At 56.7% G+C, this 18929-nt stretch carries 10 protein-coding genes and 2 pseudogenes; 3 read left to right on the top strand and 9 right to left on the bottom strand.

The window, feature by feature from the left end; all coding sequences use genetic code 11:
* Positions 1-8: 8 nt before the first annotated feature.
* The 6 genes and pseudogenes from ABD851_RS03690 to ABD851_RS03670 form a co-directional block, all read right to left on the bottom strand.
* Positions 9-1046 carry a Gfo/Idh/MocA family protein gene (locus tag ABD851_RS03690; protein ID WP_344975523.1) on the bottom strand — a complete coding sequence of 346 codons (1038 nt, stop codon included), beginning with the start codon at positions 1044-1046 and terminating at the stop codon, positions 9-11.
* 127 nt (positions 1047-1173) lie between these two features.
* A complete protein-coding gene (locus ABD851_RS03685; protein WP_344975519.1) occupies positions 1174-2376 on the bottom strand; it encodes an aldose epimerase family protein in 1203 nt (400 codons plus the stop codon).
* Between the two features lie 76 nt (positions 2377-2452).
* The gene (locus ABD851_RS03680; RefSeq protein WP_344975516.1) at positions 2453-4537 is read right to left on the bottom strand and encodes a beta-L-arabinofuranosidase domain-containing protein; all 2085 of its coding nucleotides are present in this window, start codon (positions 4535-4537) and stop codon (positions 2453-2455) included.
* Positions 4538-4576: 39 nt separating this feature from the next.
* A complete protein-coding gene (locus ABD851_RS03675; protein WP_344975514.1) occupies positions 4577-5890 on the bottom strand; it encodes a Gfo/Idh/MocA family protein in 1314 nt (437 codons plus the stop codon).
* A 70-nt stretch (positions 5891-5960) separates the two neighbouring features.
* Positions 5961-6923 (bottom strand): annotated as a pseudogene (locus ABD851_RS18005) (glycoside hydrolase family 43 protein); the annotation flags it as partial.
* A gap of 39 nt (positions 6924-6962) precedes the next feature.
* A pseudogene (locus ABD851_RS03670) lies at positions 6963-9410 on the bottom strand (glutaminase family protein); the annotation flags it as partial.
* Between the two features lie 102 nt (positions 9411-9512).
* Here ABD851_RS03670 and ABD851_RS03665 point away from each other — a divergent pair.
* From ABD851_RS03665 to ABD851_RS03655, 3 genes are all read left to right on the top strand, one after another.
* Positions 9513-10583 carry a 2Fe-2S iron-sulfur cluster-binding protein gene (locus ABD851_RS03665; protein ID WP_344975508.1) on the top strand — a complete coding sequence of 357 codons (1071 nt, stop codon included), beginning with the start codon at positions 9513-9515 and terminating at the stop codon, positions 10581-10583.
* A gap of 116 nt (positions 10584-10699) precedes the next feature.
* Entirely contained in the window at positions 10700-13315 is a 2616-nt protein-coding gene (gene mutS / locus ABD851_RS03660) for a DNA mismatch repair protein MutS (protein ID WP_344975505.1), read from the top strand.
* 49 nt (positions 13316-13364) lie between these two features.
* Entirely contained in the window at positions 13365-13832 is a 468-nt protein-coding gene (locus ABD851_RS03655; protein ID WP_344975502.1) for a hypothetical protein, read from the top strand.
* On the opposite strand, the gene ABD851_RS03650 is transcribed toward ABD851_RS03655, so the two are convergent.
* From ABD851_RS03650 to ABD851_RS03640, 3 genes are read right to left on the bottom strand one after another with little or no spacing between them, the layout of a single operon-like run.
* On the bottom strand, positions 13827-15224 hold the full coding sequence (locus ABD851_RS03650) for an SGNH/GDSL hydrolase family protein (protein WP_344975499.1): 1398 nt from the start codon (positions 15222-15224) through the stop codon (positions 13827-13829). The two genes, ABD851_RS03655 and ABD851_RS03650, sit on opposite strands and share 6 nt — an antisense overlap.
* A gap of 5 nt (positions 15225-15229) precedes the next feature.
* Complete coding sequence (locus tag ABD851_RS03645; protein ID WP_344975496.1) at positions 15230-18055, bottom strand: hypothetical protein; 2826 nt, start codon at positions 18053-18055, stop codon at positions 15230-15232.
* 46 nt (positions 18056-18101) lie between these two features.
* Positions 18102-18929 (bottom strand): phytanoyl-CoA dioxygenase family protein, encoded by an 828-nt coding sequence (locus tag ABD851_RS03640; protein WP_344975493.1) that lies wholly within the window; start codon positions 18927-18929, stop codon positions 18102-18104.

Genomic DNA, 18929 nt, shown 5'->3' with positions numbered 1-18929 from the left:
CCACCGCTTTATCCGGCCTTGTTACGCGACCCGGCGTCTGCGGCTTCATAGATACGTTCGATGATATCCACCACCTTCATGCCTTCCAGCGCATTTGTAGTGATGGCGGAGCGCCCCTTCAGCACATCCACGACGTTTTCGATGACATAATGATGGTTTTGCGCGGACCCCTTATAGGCGCCGTAATCATTCCCGGGGTTGGTGGCGGCCAGCTCAGGCATCACATAGTCCTTTACATGGCAATATTCCACCTGCTCCATGTATTGACCGCCGATCTTTACTGAGCCGTTCTCCGCGATGACGGTCATGCTGCTTTCGAGGTTTTTGTCCCAGACGGAAGTGGAGAAGTTGATGCTGCCCATGCCTCCGTTTACAAAATCAAAGCTGACAAAACCGCTGTCCTCAAATTCGGTGAGGCTGCTGTGGCTGTGGTCGGCCAGCCTTGTCCGGATATGGGTGATATCTCCAAACAGCCAGTAGAGGATATCTACAAAATGGCTGAACTGGGTAAAGAGCGTCCCCCCGTCCAGCGACCGGGTGCCATGCCAGCTGCCGGGTACATAATATCTTTCATCGCGGTTCCAGTAGCAATTCAGCTGCACCATATAGATGCGGCCCAGCTTTCCGGACGTTACCAGCTCCTTGATCCATACCGAGGGCGGCGAATACCGGTTCTGCATCACGGCAAATACATGCCGGTGCACCTGCAGGGCCTTAAAGATCACTTTTTCGGCATCCTGCCGCGTAAGGGCCAGCGGCTTTTCGATCACCACATGCCGCCCGGCTTCCAGGCTATGCATGGCCTGCTCCGCATGAAAGCCGTTGGGCGTAGTGATGTTGATCACATCCGCCTCCGGACCTTCCAGCAGGAAGGCTTCCAGCGAAGGAAAAAAGGGAACGGAGAACTTATCGAGCCCCAGGGCTTCCCGGGGCCTGACGTCGGCCAGCGCCACCAGCTCGCTTTCCGGATTCCGGGATATCATCTCGGCATGTCTTTTCCCGATATGCCCGCAGCCGATTACGGCAAACCGCACTTTTTGTTCCATAGCTATGACCGCATCACTTTGAAAGATTCGTGTACAAGGGGGCAAAGATAACCGAAAAAGCCCGGCAGCGGCCCCCGGCATCTTTCCGGCGGCCTCCGGCCGGCTGTACCATTGCCGGCGTCTCCCGTCATGGCTTCACCGAAAATTTGTACAGCGATTCGGTCCGGTAGGTATCTCCCGGCTTCAGCACAGTGGAAGGAAAGTCCGGCCGGTTGGGGGAATCCGGAAAATGCTGGGTCTCCATCGCAAACGCGGTGCGCGGATCATCCTTGTGACCGCCGCTCATGGCATTCTTGCTTTCCATAAAATTACCGCTGTAAAATTGCAGACCGGGCTCCCGGGTATATACATCCATGACGATGCCGGACTGATCGCCGGTTACGGTGGCCGCATGGTTGAGCCCCGAACCCTTGTCTTCGTTCAGCACAAAATTATGGTCGTAGCCGCGACCGTTCTTCAGCTGCTCATTGTCCTCCCCGATACGGGCGCCGATGGCGGTGGCTTTCCGGAAATCAAAGGGGGTTCCTTCCACGGAAGCCAGCTTGCCGGCAGGAATAAAAGTGGAATCGATCGGTGTATAACGGTCGGCGTTAACCCATAAAAGATGGTTAAGGATGGTGCCGCTGCCCCAGCCGTTCAGGTTAAAGAAGGCATGGTTGGTCAGGTTGACCACGGTCTTTTTGTCGGTGACCGCCTCATAATCCAGCTTGAGGGCATTGTCTGCCGTAAGGGCGTAGGTGACCTTCACCTGCAGGTTGCCGGGAAAGCCCGCCTCCATATCCTTGGCGAGGTAGCGCAGCTCCAGCGTGGAATCATTGAGCTGGCTGGCATCCCATACCACCTCCTGGAACCCGGGCTTTCCGCCATGGAGGGCATTGGGCGGGTTATTGATAAACAGCGTATAGGACTTACCGTCCAGGCTGAACTTACCTTTGGCGATCCGGTTGCCATAGCGGCCGATGGTAGCGCCGAAATACGGCTCCGTAGATTTCACATAGCCTTCCACGTTATCAAACCCGGCCACCACATCGGTGGGGGTCCCGTTTTTATCCGGCACCACCAGGCTCACCAGCCTTCCCCCGTAGTTGGTAACGGCGGCCTGCATGCCGCTGTGGTTTTTTAAAACATAGAGGTTGGTAGCCTTGCCGTTTATCGTGTCGCGGAAGCCGGCGGCATCCGGGATGAGGGCTGATCCGGCTGCTGCGCTGTCCCCGCCCTGCGCTTCTCCCGAAGGAGCGCCGGGCTGGCAGGATGCCAGGAGCAGAATGCCGGCGAAGAAAGCCAGGGCAAAGGAAGAGGTAAAGGTGAGTGACCGCTGATGTATTTTCATAGATTGAATGTTTATCGGGTTAGGTATGTTTATACGGCTCCGGAGCTGCGGCTCCGGTTTTTAATTATCATATGGTTTACTGCGACTGACCTTTTACCACCGGGAAGGCCGATATCCTGAGCCGGGCCGCACCCATCGGTATCAGGGTCAGCGACTCTTCGGGCGTGCTCACGGCCACCGGACTGGGCGGCAGCGTATCGCAGAGCCCGTATTGGTCGATGGTCCAGGAAGGTATCTCCCTCCCCTTCGTTTTTATCAGCAGGGGCACGTGCTGCTGGCTGAAGGGGAAATCATCCGCCGGCCAGCTTTTCTTCACCACGGTAAATGCTTTTGCCGGGTCGGCCTGGTCCAGCTCCAGCCCGTAGTTCCATTTGCTGTCCGGGTAGATCTCAAAAGCGGGCCATTTTGTCGCATCCGCATCTTTCTGCCATTTGCTGTCGCCGATGGCGGAGGTCCTGCTGTCTGCCTGCTCATAGTGCTCCTTGATCTGCAGCGAAAAGGTCAGGGGGCCGTAGTTGACGCTGGCGCTCTGTTTGTTTTCGGCCCAGCGGCGCACCGATACCTGCATGGGCAGCTCCAGCGTTATCTCGTCCTTATCCTGCCAGGTGCGGGATATCCGCGTATAGGAGGCGGGCGTATTGCTGTGTTCCAGCGCCTTGCCGTTCACATATATCTTTGCTCCCTTGCACCAGCCGGGAATACGGAGATAGACCGGAAATTCGTTCGCTCCTGCGCTGTGCACCGTTATTTTTACTTTTTCATCAAACGGATAATGGGTGCTTTCTTCCAGCGTTACCGAGTCGCCTTTGCCCACACGGGCGGTAACCTTGCAGCTGTTGTACAGCATGGCAGCCAGGCCGTTGTCCGGCGTAGCCATCCACAGGTGCTCGGCATAATAAGGCCATCCCTGCGCATGGTTATGCTGGCAGCAGCGGCTGCTGAAAGGGTTCATCATCAGAAAAGGCCCGTCGTTCTGAATGCCGGGAGAATGATTTTTGCTGTCGCTGACGATCATATTGGGGGCGGTGAGATAACGCAGTCCCCTGAAATCCGGCATCACCGCGGCAGGGTAAGTATTGAAGGCTACTTTTTCGGCATGGTCGGCCCAGAAAGGATCGCCGGTGATCCCCAGCAGCAGCTCGTCGCTGGCCATCTGCTCCACCATGCCGCAGGTTTCCACGGCCTGCCGGGGATCGCTGTAGCCGGGCCGCGCATTCTCATCGGCGCCGAACATCCCGCCGGGCACCTGCCCGTACAGGTTGCGGATCAGGTGAAAATCGGCATAGGTGGCTTTTAAGGCGCTGCTGTCGCCCGTTTGCATATAATAGGTGGCGGGCTCCCGGAAGCATTGCGCCACATTTACGTTATGCCAGTTGGGGAGGTTGCCGTTCTGCATCCAGTCGGCCGTATGACGGTGGACCTTGGCGGCCAGGTCCAGGAGCCATTTTTCACCGGTACGGTTATACAGCCAGTAGATGCTGTACAGGTTGTCGCCCCCGCGGCTGTTTTCCCAGTAAAGGGTCAGCAGCTTGTCTTCGGGAATGGTGTTTTCCCATTTGAAATAAGCGGTCATAAAGGGGATCACGCGGGGGTCGCGGCTGTATTCATAATAGGTCTGCATACACCACAGCATGATCATATTGGGCCAGAGGTCCGGTATGGAATCCTTGGCCTTGTCCGGAATGACGGCCGGACCGAAATAGCCGTCCGGACGCTGGCTTTCGAAGACCTTTTCCAGCCAGCGTTTTGTTTCCGCAATAATTTTTTTATCCCCGAGCTCATAGCCGAGATCGCCGTAGCCTTTCAGCCAGTAAGGCACTTCTTCCCAGCCATGGTCGCCGGTACCGTCGCCGCTGAACCAGGCATTGTCTTTCTTTTCCAGCCAGGCGCTGATCTCGCCGAGATGACCGGTGAGGCCGTCGCGCTGGAGTTCGAGGTATTTCCGTATCCAGCCGCCGGGAACGATGCTGCCCGCGGGCAGCTTGACAAACTGCGAGGGCACCAGAGGCGCCCGGTTGGAAATATAATAATCGTTTCTTGCAGCAGTGTCTGCGCGGACAAGGGTAACGACGGCAGGCTTGCGCTGACATCCCGCAAGGAGCAGGGCCGCTGTTACCGGCAGCGCCATGCAGGATAGGAATGACCGGATCGTGTATACCATGTTACAATTTAAGATAAATACAAAAATGCGGAAAGCACTTTATGCCTTCGGCAGATGATAGCCGTTGTGATAGGTGGCGGCCAGGTAATGGTTGGCTTCCGCTTCCTTAAACCTGTCCTTGTCCGCTTCCCAGTAAAGCTTCTGACCGGTACGGTAGGCGATATCCCCCATCTGGGCAAAGACGGCGATATGTGCGCCGGCCTGTATGGGTGCATGCAGGTCCGCAGCACGGCGTGACCGTACCACTTCCAGGAAATTTTTGGTATGCTGTTCCACGCCGTTGTCCACCGATTTGCGCCGGGGAACAGCTTCCATCTTATCTCCTTCGGGCAGCACTTCCCAGCCGCCGCGGTCCAGCACGAGGGTGCCGTTGTTGCCGATAAAGGCAATGCCGTGATCGCGCCGGTAAGGTCCGCCGTCTATGCCGTTGGCATGCTCCCACTGGATATTGAAGCCGTCAAAAGCGTATACAGTAGTCAGGGTATCCGGTGTTTCGGCTGCATCGTCGGGATAAGCAAATTTACCACCGGAGGCCATTACGGACAACGGCATTTCCGCCTGCATGCCCAGCAGGGCATAATCCAGCAGGTGTACGCCCCAGTCGGTCATCAGCCCGCCGGCATAATCCCAGAACCAGCGGAAGTTAAAGTGAAAACGGTTCGGGTTAAAGGGCCGCTGCCGGGCCGGGCCCAGCCACATGGTATAATCCACCCCGGGCGGCGGCGCGCTGTCCGGCTTTTTGGGAATCGACTTCATCCAGCCCTGGTAGGCCCAGGCCTTGACCAGCCTGATCTTGCCCAGCTTCCCGGAATGCACGAAATCCACCGCATCCTTGAAGTGCTGCTGGCTGCGCTGCCACTGCCCTACCTGCACCATGCGCCCGTAGCGCTGCTGCGCCGCCACCATGGCGCGGCATTCGGCAATAGAGTTACCGATGGGCTTCTCCACGTATACGTCCTTGCCCGCCGCGCAGGCATCGGTCATCACCAGACAATGCCAGTGATCCGGCGTGCCGATGATCACAGCGTCGATATCTTTATCCTCCAGCAGCTTCCGGTAGTCGCCGTAAGTTTTTACTTTGATGTCCTGCTTTGCCAGCTCGGCGGTTCGTTTCTCCAGCACGTTCTTGTCCACATCGCACAGGGCCACGCACTGTGCCTGAGGATTTTTCAGCATCGCGCTCAGATCGGCCCAGCCCATGCCGTTGATACCGATGGCGCCGACCCGGATGCGGTCGGAAGGGGCAACTTTACCATGGGAGGCGTAAAGCGAGGCAGGGAGGCCTCCTGCCAGGCCGGTACCCGCAGCCAGCGCGGCTGTGGTACGGATGAAGTTTCTGCGGGAATGGTTCATAGCTAAAACGATTTTGTTTTTCTGTTTACACCTTCATCATAGCATACGGACGGGAAATCACCCCTCCAGTCTATGTTCCGGAAGGCAGCGGCAAGGGGGTTCCTGCGGCAACGGGAGTTCCGAAATCAGGCGTCCCGTCCGGCTGCCAGTGCACCAGCTGCGCCCGTGGGGAGCGGTGTCCGCCGCAGCCCTGGTCCGGAGCCGGGTTGGCATGATACAGGATCCAGGTCTCCTTGCCATCCGGTGAAGGAAAAAAGCTGTTGTGGCCCGGTCCGTACACCCCGTTTTCGGGCGACTGGCTGAAAACCGGTGTCCGGGATTTTTTCCAGGAAGCCGGATCCAGCAGGTCGCTGCCGGCGGAAGCCGTAAGCATCCCGAGGGCATAGCTGTTCGTCCAGCAGCCACTGGCCGAATAAACCAGGAAAAGCTTGTTGCCGTGTTTCAGCAACTCCGGCCCTTCATTCACATATACCGGGTGATCGGGACGGTTGGCAGAGCCTGCATCCCATATCCGTTCCCAGGGAAGTTCCGGCGAAGAGAGCTTTACTCTTTTGCCGTCCACCGTCCAGGGATTTTTCAGCCGGGCGATATAAATGTTTTGCATTTCTTCATGAGGAACCCGCTTTTCCCAGCCGGACCAGATCATATACCATTGCTTGCCTTCCTGAAAAACAGAGGCGTCGATAGCCCACTGATCCGTAGGGTCGCTGACCTTCCCTTTCATTACCCAGCTGCCTTGCATCGGATCGGGGGAGGCGTTCTCCAGCACCCAGATGCGGTGGCCTGCATTCCTGCCTCCGTCTGCCGTGAAATACACATACCATTTACCATCCATCAGATGGATCTCGGGGGCCCAGACCTCCTTCGAATGTTCGCCGGATGCAGGGGGCGTCCAGATGATCTTTTTCTCGGCATGTCTCAGGTCGGTGATCCGCCGCGCCTTCCAGAGCCGCAGGTCATGCCCGGTGGTATGCATATAATAATAGTAGCCGTTGTGATAGATCGCCCAGGGATCGGGGCCGGAAGAAAGCAACGGATTCTTAAAGCTGCGGGAGCGGGAAAAATACTGCATCAGTACCTTCATGAAATAACCGCCCACCACGCTGCGGGCCTGGAAGCCCACCTGCTTGCCGTCGGTGGTCTCGTGCCAGTCGCTCAGCGGCACGCGTGTAGGCGTTTCCGTTGCATACTTATAGATAGGATCGGTGAGGGCCAGGAAGTCCTGTTGATCCTTGGCCAGCACGGCGGTCCACATGATCCAGTCCGATTTGGTATAGGTCTTCCGGCTGTCCAGCGGCAGTCCGAAGGCGTTTTGCTTGGTCAGGTAATATTTTATCTCTTTGTCGTACACCTCCTGCGGAAACAGATCCAGCCCCAGCACCTTATCCCATACCAGGTTATACTTCTGACTCCAGGTGCCCTTGTCATTAAAGGTAAGGGCATAATGATCGCCGTCGTCGGCCAGCTGCATCCACTGCTGCACCATTCCTTTCGCCAGCTGCCGGTATTTATCCGCAGTGGCCTGTTCGCCCAGGTCCTTTGCCATGGCGGCATAGCAACCCAGCGCTACAATGGCCTTTATAGAAAGGTTGGCGTTACGGGCCAGGTGTCCGGCAAAGTCGTCCGTGCACAATTGATTCACGGGATCGAATCCTGCTTTGGCCAGGTATTCCGCCCAGGTGGTCAGCGTTTTCCAGTGCTTTTTCGCATAATCCGTATTCCCTTCCGCTTTGGCAAGAGCTGCGGATAGAATGACCATATTGCCGGACTCTTCCACCGGCATATCCTCGCCGTAGGTTTGCCCGTTGGCGATCGGATAGGTACCCAGGTCATGCGCGGCAAAAGGCTTGGCCCATTTACCGGACTCGCTGTAATAAAAGATCCCATTCATCATGCCCTTCAGCAGCTCCGGGTTGTACCGCAGGTAGAGCGGAGCGGAAGGATAGGTGATATCCACCGTATTGATGGACCCGTTGCTGAAGTTTTCCTTGGAGAGAAACAGCAGCTCGCCCTGCGGGCTTTTGACGAGCTTGTGGGCAGCCAGACTCTGCCGGTACACCAGCGCGCAGAGCCTGGCGTATTTTTCCCCGCCGGCCGCGAGGGCCTCGTCGTATAATTTTTTATCAAAGGCATCACATTCCTGCAACACTGTCTTGTAATCCCGGGCCGCAGCTTCCAGCTGCGCTTCAATGGTCGGCATATTACCTTCCGTCTTCCACCAGGGCTTCAGGTTCTGATGAAAATACTGGATAGAGAACAGCTCATCGTAGCCCAGCATGACAAAGGCGCTCTTCGGCGTTTTTTCAACCTTCCCAAAGGTCAATACCGTATTCAGCATGAGGGATTTTCCCGCTGTGGATGCGACTTCGTCGGCAACAATATTTCCCGATAGCCGGCTCAGGCTGCCGGCTGCCGGCGAAACATACTGCATCGCCTGGCCCGAGCGGGGGACGGCCATGTACAGGTAACCCCAGTCGATCCGCAGGTCGTCCCCCTTCTTCTGGAGCACCGGCTGCTCGCGGGTGCCGGCTTTCAGGATGGAGAGGGAGCCGGAAGTATAGGTCTTGGCCGTCACCTCCTGGAAAGGCTCGTTCACCGCAAGGTCCGTAGAGGCGCCGAGATAAGCCTTCACATCATGTGCTGCGCCATCGGCGGACTGTACCGCAAAGGTGACATAGGATACGGGGCGGGCCAGCAGGGCCAGCGAATCCGCCAGCAGCGGGGAGGTAAAGGTCAGGGTGAGATCGACCTTGCCGCAGCTGAACCAGTAGCGGGTCTGGGTGGCGCTTACCTCCACTTTTTTCTGAACCGCCGTCAGTACCGTTCCGGCTGTCTTTGCCGGCTGCTCATCCACGATACCGGCATCCAGCCAGGCGCCGCCGGCCGTATTGGCACAGTGGATCGCCAGCACGTTGGTGCCGCGGCGGAGGAGCTCCCCGGGATTGCCGTCGATGGCAAAATAGCCGTATTTGTTCAGCCAGCCGGTCTTGGTATACACCTGCCGTCCGTTCAGATATACTTCCACATTATCGTCGTGGTTGATCTTGAGCAACAGCTTATGGAGATCGGCTTTGCCGCCCTTAAACGTTCTCCTCATCCAGATATCCTTGCTTTTCCAGGCGGTCTTTGCCCTGCGGTTGTCCCCGAAAGGCGCGATACCGGCCTTCCAGCCGCGATCGTTAAAACCCGCTTTCATCCAGTCGCCCGCCGGCTGCTGCTCGGTATACCGGCAGCTGTAGCTTTCTTCATCTGCGGCCGGCAATACGGTTTTATAGGTGGGCTGGGCCATTCCCAAAAACCGGTAGAGCTGTCCGTCTACCCGTAATATCCCGACCAGGGACCGGTCGGCTCCCGTCCAGTGACGGGTCGTGGAGGCCGGCAGGCTGTCCGTAAAAGACCAGATGCTAAAATAAGGGTCGTGCGTGATCAGCGGATAGGCCGGTGCTTCGGGCATCTGGGCGCGCGAGGTCAGGCTCCCGAGGAGCAGCAAAAAGAGTAACCAGGTTTTATTCATGTTCATCAGTTATCAGTACGTCCAGTATAGCTATTATCGCACAAAATAAGCAAAATGTTTCTCTATCCCCGCCCGGCCTTTTTTAGCTCCGCGATACTTCGGATATTTATGCCGATGGAAACGCTGCTCAGCCTGCGGGTAAAAAAGATCATCCGCGAGACCCCGGATGCCATTACGGTATTCCTTGAAAATACTGCGGGAACGGCAATCGATTACCGGCCGGGGCAGTTTCTTACCCTGCTGTTGAACATGGGCGGACGCCCCCTGCGGCGCTCCTATTCCCTGAGCTCGGTGGCCGGCCTGGACCCCGACCTGGCGATCACCATCCGGCGGATCGAGAACGGAGAGGTATCCCGTTATCTGTTCGACCACCTGACAGAAGGCGACCTGCTGGAATCCCTGTATCCGGCAGGCCGGTTTATTCCGCCGCCGATAGACGAAGGTCCCCGGGATATTCTGATGGTCGGCGGGGGCAGCGGCATTACCCCCCTGTTTGGGCTGCTGCGGCATTTTTTGAAATACGCCCCGGAGACCCGCATCACCCTGCTGTATGCGAGCCACAGCGAAGACCGGTGCATCTATTTCGAAGCGCTGAATGCATTACGGGAGGAACATGCCGGCCGGTTTTCCTGCCGGTACTTCTTCAGCGCTCCCCGTGACCGGCAGCGTTATCCCCCGCAGCGTCTCCACAATGCGCTTTTTGAAGAAATCATCAGGAGCAGTCTTCATTACCCGGGAGAAAAAGCGCTTTTCTACCTCTGCGGGCCGGGCAGCCTCATGCGCATGGCGCAGCTGACGCTGCTTTTTATGGGATTCTCCGAGCAGCAGCTCCGGCGGGAGATCTTTACCAGCCCGGTGGTGACGACCCCGTTAAGACATTATCATGCGCGGGCCGCCGTGGAATCCCTGGCGATCCTGCACCAACGGGGGAAAACCTACCGGGTGGCTGTACCTGCCGGGGAGAATATCCTGCAGGCTGCGCTGGACCAGGGCATCCCCCTCCCCTACAGCTGCCGGGGCGGCATGTGCAGCACCTGCGTCGCCCGTTGTCGCAGCGGAAAGGTACACCTGCTGGTCAACGAGGTGCTCACCGATAAAGATCTGGAAGCGGGCCTGGTGCTGACCTGCGTGGGCATACCCGAAACGCCCGAAGTGGAGATCGACTTTGATGCCGGCTGAAAAACGTTAATTTTAGGTGCGCAGCGGACGGACACGATCGAACAAAGGGAGAAGGTTTTCCCGGTATCTCCGGCCGTGCAAGATTTTTCCTGTAGGTTTGTGTTTTTCAGCAAAAAATGGCCAAATCCCGACCCACATCCGCGGAAACCCCGCTGATGCAGCAGCATAAGACGATCAAAGCAAAATATCCCGATGCAGTACTGCTGTTCCGGGTAGGTGACTTTTATGAAACGTTCAACGAAGATGCCGTCATCGCATCCCGGGTCCTGGGCATTGTGCTGACCAAACGGGCCAACGGCGCGGCCGCTCACATGGACCTCGCCGGTTTTCCGCACCATGCGCTGGATACCTATCTCCACAAACTGGTGAAGGCTGGTTACCGGGTAGCAGTATGCGATCAGCTGGAAGACCCGAAGACGGCCAAGGGCGTGGTAAAGCGGGGCGTTACCGAGATGGTCACACCCGGGGTGGCTACCCACGAAAAGCTGCTGGAGAACAAATCCAACAACTTCCTGGCCGCTTTGTACCTGGATCCTGCCGGCAACGGCATGGCCTTCCTGGATATTTCCACGGGAGAATTTTTTATTGCCGAAGGCAACGACGAATATACCGACAAGCTGCTGCAGAGCTTTCAGCCTGCAGAGGTGATCTTTCAGCGCAGCAAGCAAAAAATATTCCGCCAGCTTTTCGGCAGCCGTTTTTATACTTATGCGCTGGATGAATGGATCTTCACCCAAACCTATGCCCTCGAAATCCTGCTCCGGCAGTTCGGCACCCATTCCCTGAAGGGATTCGGCACCGAGGAGATGCGGCAGGGCATCATCGCCGCGGGCGCGGCCCTGCATTACCTGAAGGATACCGAACATGCCCAGCTGCAGCACATCACCGCCCTGCAGCGCATCGGCCGGGAAGATTTTCTGTGGATGGACCGGTTTACCATCCGCAACCTGGAGCTGCTGCAGCCGGCCACGGAAAACGGGCGCTGTCTCCTTGATGTGCTGGACCATACCGTATCCCCCATGGGCGCCCGTCTGCTGCGCCGCTGGACCGTCTTCCCGCTGAAAGACGCCGCCCGCATCAACGAAAGGCTGGACCTGGTGACCTTCTTTATCGCCCACCCGGACCTCTCGCAACAGCTGCTCCACGCCCTTAAGCAAACCGGGGATGTGGAACGGCTCGTCTCCAAGGTCCCGTTGCGGAAGATCTCGCCGCGCGAGGTCATGCAGCTGGCTAAAGGACTGCAGCAGGTAGCCGCCATACAGGAAGCCGGCGCCGGCGCAGACGACAAAGGACTGACAGCGCTCCTGAAACAGCTGCAGCCCTGCACCCCTATCCTGGAAAGCATATTGCAGCGACTTGCGGAAGATCCGCCCGTGCAGGTCAACAAGGGAGGGGTGATACGGGAAGGGGTAAACGAAGAGCTGGATGAGCTCAGGAAAATGGCCCATAACGGAAAGGCCTATCTCACCGAGCTCCAGCAAAAGGAAGCCGCCGCCACGGGTATTTCCTCCCTGAAGATCGGCTTTAACAACGTATTCGGCTACTACCTGGAGGTAACCCATGCGCACAAGGAAAAGGTTCCCGAGACCTGGATCCGCAAACAGACCCTCACCAATGCGGAACGGTATATTACCCCGGAGATCAAGACCTATGAAGAAAAGATAACGGGCGCCGAAGAACGGATACTCGCGCTGGAGGTGCGCCTGTTCGAGCAGCTGCTGGAAGCGCTGCAGGCCTATATTACTCCGCTTCAAACGAATGCCCAGGTGCTGGCCCGGCTGGACTGCCTGCTCTGCTTTGCCGGCAATGCACGGCAATCGGATTATCACCGGCCGGAGCTCGACGAAGGCCGGGGTCTGGAAATCAGAGCGGGTCGCCACCCCGTCATCGAATCCGCCCTTCCGCCCGGAGAGGCTTATGTCGCCAACGATCTGCAGCTGGACCCCGACACCCAGCAGATCATTATCCTCACCGGACCGAACATGAGCGGGAAATCGGCCTTGCTGCGGCAGACCGCGCTGATCACCCTGATGGCCCATATGGGCAGCTATGTACCGGCAGCGGCGGCAAAGGTGGGACTGACCGACCGGATATTCACCCGCGTGGGCGCCTCGGACAACCTGAGCGGCGGGGAATCCACGTTTATGGTGGAGATGAACGAAACAGCCAGCATCATCAATAACATCACCCCCCGCAGCCTGATCCTGCTCGACGAGATCGGCCGGGGCACCAGCACATACGACGGCATATCCATCGCCTGGAGCATCGTGGAATACCTGCACGACTATACGCCGCACCGTCCCAAGACGCTTTTTGCCACGCATTATCATGAGCTGAACGAGCTGGAGAATAAGCTGGACCGGGTACGTAATTTTCATATTGCCAACCGGGAAGCCGGCAACAAGATCATCTTCCTGCGAAAGCTGGCGCCGGGCGGCAGCCGCCACAGCTTCGGACTACATGTGGCCCGCATGGCCGGTATGCCGCCGGCTTTGCTGGAACGGGCCAACGCTTTGCTGGAACAGCTGGAAGACAAGCATCTTGCCGATCCGGCCGCACAAAAGCTAAAGAAGGCCGCTACCCGGACGCCGGAATACCAGCTCAACATCTTCGATGCACATACCGAAACCTTCCAGGATATCCGCAGGCTGCTCGCCGACATCGACATCGACCGGCTTACGCCCGTGGAGGCCCTGCTCAAGCTCAGCGAGATCAAGGGACTGCTGAAATAAATCCCCATCGCTCCGGATACGGGAAGAAATATTCCATCACCGTGAGACAATGCATATGCCGGCGCCGCACCGGCAGCAGCAGCATACGGGAGGCCGCTCCCGAAAATGCGATTGCCGCAGGCAGACGATGGCACGGCTCTTGTGCCACCCGTCTCTACAGGTAGGTACTATCATGATCTATGTGGCTATTATATTGTTCTCACTGGCTATCCTTCTCGGCCTTGGCTTTATCTACCGGATAACGCGAAAGAAAAGTCTTCCGAAAGCGGCGGTATACGCCCACGGGGCCTTTGCGATAAGCGCCTGTATCGTATTGGGGGTAGATATCCTGCAGCACCTGCAGGGGAGACACTATATGCAGCTTTTCAGCCTGGTAAATTTTGCACCGGCGGTATTGATGGGTTTTGTGCTGTACTTTTCCGGGACAAAGAAGAACCGGCTGCCCCCGCTGGTCATCGGCGCACATGCCGGTCTTGCCCTGATCGCTTTTATCATCCTGGTGGCCGCCGTACTATAAGGCATCAGACACGACCACCGTTCCCCGGATCAGCAGCTTTCCCAGCAGCTCGGCCGTACGGTCATATTTCTCCGGGTGCCGGGTAATGTCCTGCTGCTGCCCGGGTCCCAGGATAGCCGCCTTGTCTGCCTTCACCGGCGAGATGCTGAAACGGACCGTATGCAGACCCGGGGGAAGGGTGATAAACTCGCATTGTCCCCGGTAACGGTTGTTACAATAACGGTTAAAGCGGTTGATCTGCTTCACCGTTTTACCGTCGACCGTCAGCAACAGCTGCCCCGATCCGGGTCCGCCGATATCAAAGACGCCGACCATGGTTCCCCTGAACCGGAAGGTGAAGGAAGCGCCGGGAGTATCCGCTGCCATGATATAGGGGAACCAGGGCTTGAAGCTCTGCAAAAGCGGGACACCCGCCGGGTCCACGGCTTTCCATCCGCTGCTGAATGTGGCCGCTTCCCGGGGATCCAGCATGCAGGCATCCTCCCAGTTGTCGTCGAGTAGCGGAGGAGGCAGCGGATGAGCCTGCTTTTGCGGGATACCCGCCTGCCTTATCTTGAGCAGGGCGCGGGCGATGGCTTTCGCATACAGGTCGCCCCCTGTCTCCAGGGGATGGGTACCGTCTTTTGAAAATACGATCTTCCCGGGGACGGATGTGTCCGCTTTCCACAGGAGCTTCCCCTGCTTTTGCAGCATGGCGGCTTCCATGCCCATATGCACGGAGGGCAGGTGATAATAGGCGGCGATCTCTTCGAGCCCCCGGATGTTCGGAGGTATCTGTCCGCGCGCGTATATCCTGCTCTGTTCTCCCGCAATCGTATATAGGAGACAGATGTCCGTATTCGGATCGCACTTCCTGATCTGCCGAATGATTCCTTCCATGCCGGGACGGAAAGCGCCGTTCACCGCGAACTCAATAAAGACAAGATCGGGATGATATTTTAACAGCTGCTCCCGGATACGGCAGGCGCCCAAATCGGTGCCGGTGCCGGCAATTCCTGCATTGACGGCCTTTATTTTTACAGCGGGGTACAAATGCTGTATAAACTTCGCCGCCTGGTTGCGGTACATACCGTCCGCCCGGGTGATGCTGCCGCCGATAAAACCGATGGTGAGGGGCTTCCCCGCCTCCGCCTTATCAAAAAAACCGGATAGCCCTCCGCGTACCCTGCACTCCCCGTCATCCTTGAAGCTGCCCGGTGCAACCAGGGAAGTCTGCGGGCTGCCCGGGTCAAAAAACACCGGCATGGCGCCCGCCTGGCTGGCCGCAATAAGGCTGTCCGTAACGGCATCCGCTCCGCCGATACCGCCGGACTGGGCCGAGCAGGAACCGGCGGCCAACGTCATCCCGCAAAAGACCATAATCCGCGATATTACAGGCAGCATCCGCTTCATGCGCATTATTTCAACCGAAGGCGTACGGTCTCTGTTTTTAGCGGTGCACCTTTTACATCTATCCCTTCCAGCCGGTAAGAGAAATCAGCGTCATCACCGGTCAGCGGAATGCTGAATTCGTAAGGATAGGCTGTATCCGTTACCGTTTCCCATTTCCCCTCCTTCAGATAATGCAGGCTCACTTCCTTCAGCTCTTTCTCGGTAGCCTGCAGCCAGATGTAGGCATTCGTCATGCTGGCACCCATGGTAAGGATCATACCCGTTACTTTTCCGAGGGGCGTTTCGCTGATGGCATAGCTTTGTTCCGGAAGAGCAGTATTTGCCTGTTCCGTCCCCGTAAACTCCGGTGTTACCCGGAGGCCATCTATGGCAAGAGCAGTGATGCCATGCGGCTTGAGAGAAACCGTGACCGCCCCCTGTCGCAGCACGGCAGGCGCAGCGGACTTATTTTCCTGCCATATCCGCACCTTATAGCTACGGGCCGGATCCAGCGGCACCAGGTCCGGATTGAGCCGGAGCGTTACCTGCTGCGGTTCGGCGGACTGGTTCATGAGCGCAATATAGAGATTGCCATTGCCGTAACCGGCGACATAGTTGGCCTGTATATTGTCCATCCTGATCAGCTTTGCCGGCATCCACAAACGGACGTTCCGGTCGCCGTAGAATGTACCGGGACGATCGCCGTATACCTTGCTTTGCAGATAGGCATATCCCTGGGCATAATGATCCGGAAAATCGATCTTTCCTTTGGAGGATGTGAGGACGTCGGAAAGAAGATAATCCATGAGCAATGTGATCTGCGGCCAGATATGGTTGTAGTAAATATTGTTGTAGGTGATCTCCCGCAGAGAATGCAGGGGATAGTCCGGCCGGCCATACAAGGTGGTGTACTCTCCCATGATGCTGTATCCCGGGAAATTGGCATAGCGGCCGACGATGGCGGCGCGGGCGATATCCCGGAAGTAGGTGTCCCCGGTATAATAAGCCAGCCGCAGCAGATAGGCGGCATGATGGGCCAGGAATACGGCCCGGTTGGCTGTATAGGTGGTGGCAGCCTCGGATACAAGCCCGGTCTGCGCCACACGCCAGGCCGGCACCCGCTGTTCCGGAGCCTTCATCGGCTGAGGGTCCGGATTCAGCCGGTTCTGATGAGCATACATTCCTACGTTTCCCTCCTTATTGATCAGCACATCCCCGGCGGGCGGGGTGGGCTCCATCCAGATGTATTGTACAAACAGCTGCGCTCCCTTCGTGGCGGCATCGAGATAACGCTTTTCTTTTGTGGCCTCATACAATTCCAGCAGATCGATCCACTTGGGGGCAAAGTCGGTCCAGAACTGACCGCCCGTCTCGATATGCACATCGCTGAAATCCGTTTGCGGGGTGGTAATGCGTTGCTGTATATATTCATCCGCACCGGCTTTGGCTTTATCCAGGTATTCCTGCTTACCGTTCATCCGGTAAAGCGCCAGGGCATTCTGCCAGCTCTCTCCCTTGCTGACCATCTTCAGGTTCAGCACGCGGGGCTTCCCGTACAGATCTTCAGCATAATGTTTAAATACCGGGCTCCGGTCGCCGGACATCTCATACAGTGCCGCCAGCTCAGATACTTCCGCAGCCGGACCTTTCAGATAATGCGAAGGGCTCTGTCTCTTTATGGCGGTATCTTCCGAATAAAGATATTTCTCTCTCGATATCAGATACTCGATAGAGGGCAGGGCACGCCGGGTATAGACTTGCTTGTTGTCCGTGATCATCGCAATAGACAGGGGGTGCAGCGCCGACACAGCCTTTACCGTACCCGGAACGTCCGTTGCATAATCGGGGGCTTTAAGTTCCTTGTTCCAGCCGCTGTATTCATCATTCATGGCATAATCGATCATGTTCTCCAGCGTCTCGTTGAGGGAGCAGGTGGCATTTTGCCGGTAGTCGCGGAAGCCCATTACATGCTGGGCTACATATTTGTAGGCATCAAAGAGGTCATCCTTCCTGACGATGATCCTGAACCGGAAACCGGCCGTATCTCCCGGCTGCAGATGAGAGGCGTCACCGCCCGGCACCGGCGCAAAAAGCATGGGCTGCGCTTCACCTGCCGGATTTCTCACCAATACTCCGAAACGGGAGTTTTTGATGTTTGAGAAACGGAAGGGTATTTCCGAGGGATCGGCCACTACACCTGTCGTATATCCGTTACTGTTTACCAGCGTTCCCGGTATGCTGCACATAAATTCCATAGAAAGGAAGGGCATATATGGGAACCGGCGTTCCTGCCAGATAAGCGGCTGCCAGATCGCATTCACCTGTCCGGTATCCGTTTGCGGCGCCCCGGTATAGCCCACCGAATACCATCCGGATTGGTTCGCCTTCATCCGGTATTGGATAACGGGATCTTCCTTTCCTGGCGGGAGATACAGCTCTGCTTCCAGACTGAAGCCGGGACGTTGCGGAAAGTTCCACCTGAGGCGGTTACCGGAAACAGAAGACCTTGTCGCGCTTACACTAACGGTATCGGAAATACTAAAAAAATCCATGGTGTTTCCTTTCCCCGTCAGGAGCTTCCAGGCCGGTACTTTGAAGGCCAAGCCTTTTGCCGAGCCGATGACCAGATGCGGATCATCATCCCGGTGCATGACCATAAAGACGGGTGCGAAGCGATGGGTGGAGGTGGTTCCTTTCACCATCAGCGAAATGGCATTATCCGGCAAGACTGTGATCCGGTAAGCGTCATTTTCCAGACGTCCCGTGCTTTGTGCCGGGCACAGGCCGGTCTGTAAGATAAGCATGCCTAACGCCATCGCGGCGCTTAAAAGAACTGCGTTTTTTTTCCTCATTTTCTTTTCTGTTTTTTTCCGTAAACGGATCGGATAATAGGATAGGTCAGTTGCTCTGTAATTTAGAAGTATTCTTTTTCTGCGACATCTGGTTTACCTCGGTATCCAGTCCTTTCTTCCCGGTTTTGAGAATCATCTCATCCGGTACTTTTTGCAGGGGTTGCGTACAGGAGGGCTGATTTTCCTTGTAGGGTACATTGGCGAGCAGATTGTAGGCCGATATAATAGACCATCTCGGATGTTCCGAATGGTTGGCCGCCGAGGTATGCAGCAGGTTGGAATGAAAGAAAAGGGCATCCCCCGGCTGCATCTCACAATAGATCTTTTCCCGGATCGCCAGGCATTGCTCCACCCTTTCCATGTCGGCGCCCACCTGCTCACCGGAGTTGCCGTGACCGATACGTCCCATCTTATGGGAACCCTTGATCACCTGCAGACAACCGTTTTCTTTCGTTGCGGGCGTAAGCGCCACGTATACGCTGAGCATATCGGGAAACAAAAATCCGTTTTTGTACCAGTAACCATAATCCTGATGCCATTCCCAGGCTCCGCCTACGCGAGGCTCCTTCTGCATGACCTTGGAATGAAAATGAGCTACCGGTCCGCCGAGCAGCGCTTCTACGGTATCGGCCATACGACTGCAGCGGGACAGCATGCCAAACACATCGTCTCCCGGCGTATACCACATGGCCAGTTTTGTTTTGTTGCCCTGCCGGTCCAGCAGATCATAGCTATGCTGCCGGATGGCTTCATCCTCCGTAGAGGTTTCATAGATAAGCCGGATCTCTTCTCCGGTAAAGAGCGATCTGATGAACAGGTATCCGTCTTCCTGAAAAGCCTTCACTTGTTCCGGAGTGATTTTTAAGGATTGCAT

It is taken from the genome of Compostibacter hankyongensis (assembly GCF_039541075.1).
Taxonomy (GTDB): Bacteria; Bacteroidota; Bacteroidia; order Chitinophagales; family Chitinophagaceae; genus Compostibacter; species Compostibacter hankyongensis.
This window is presented reverse-complemented; position numbering and strand designations above follow the sequence as displayed.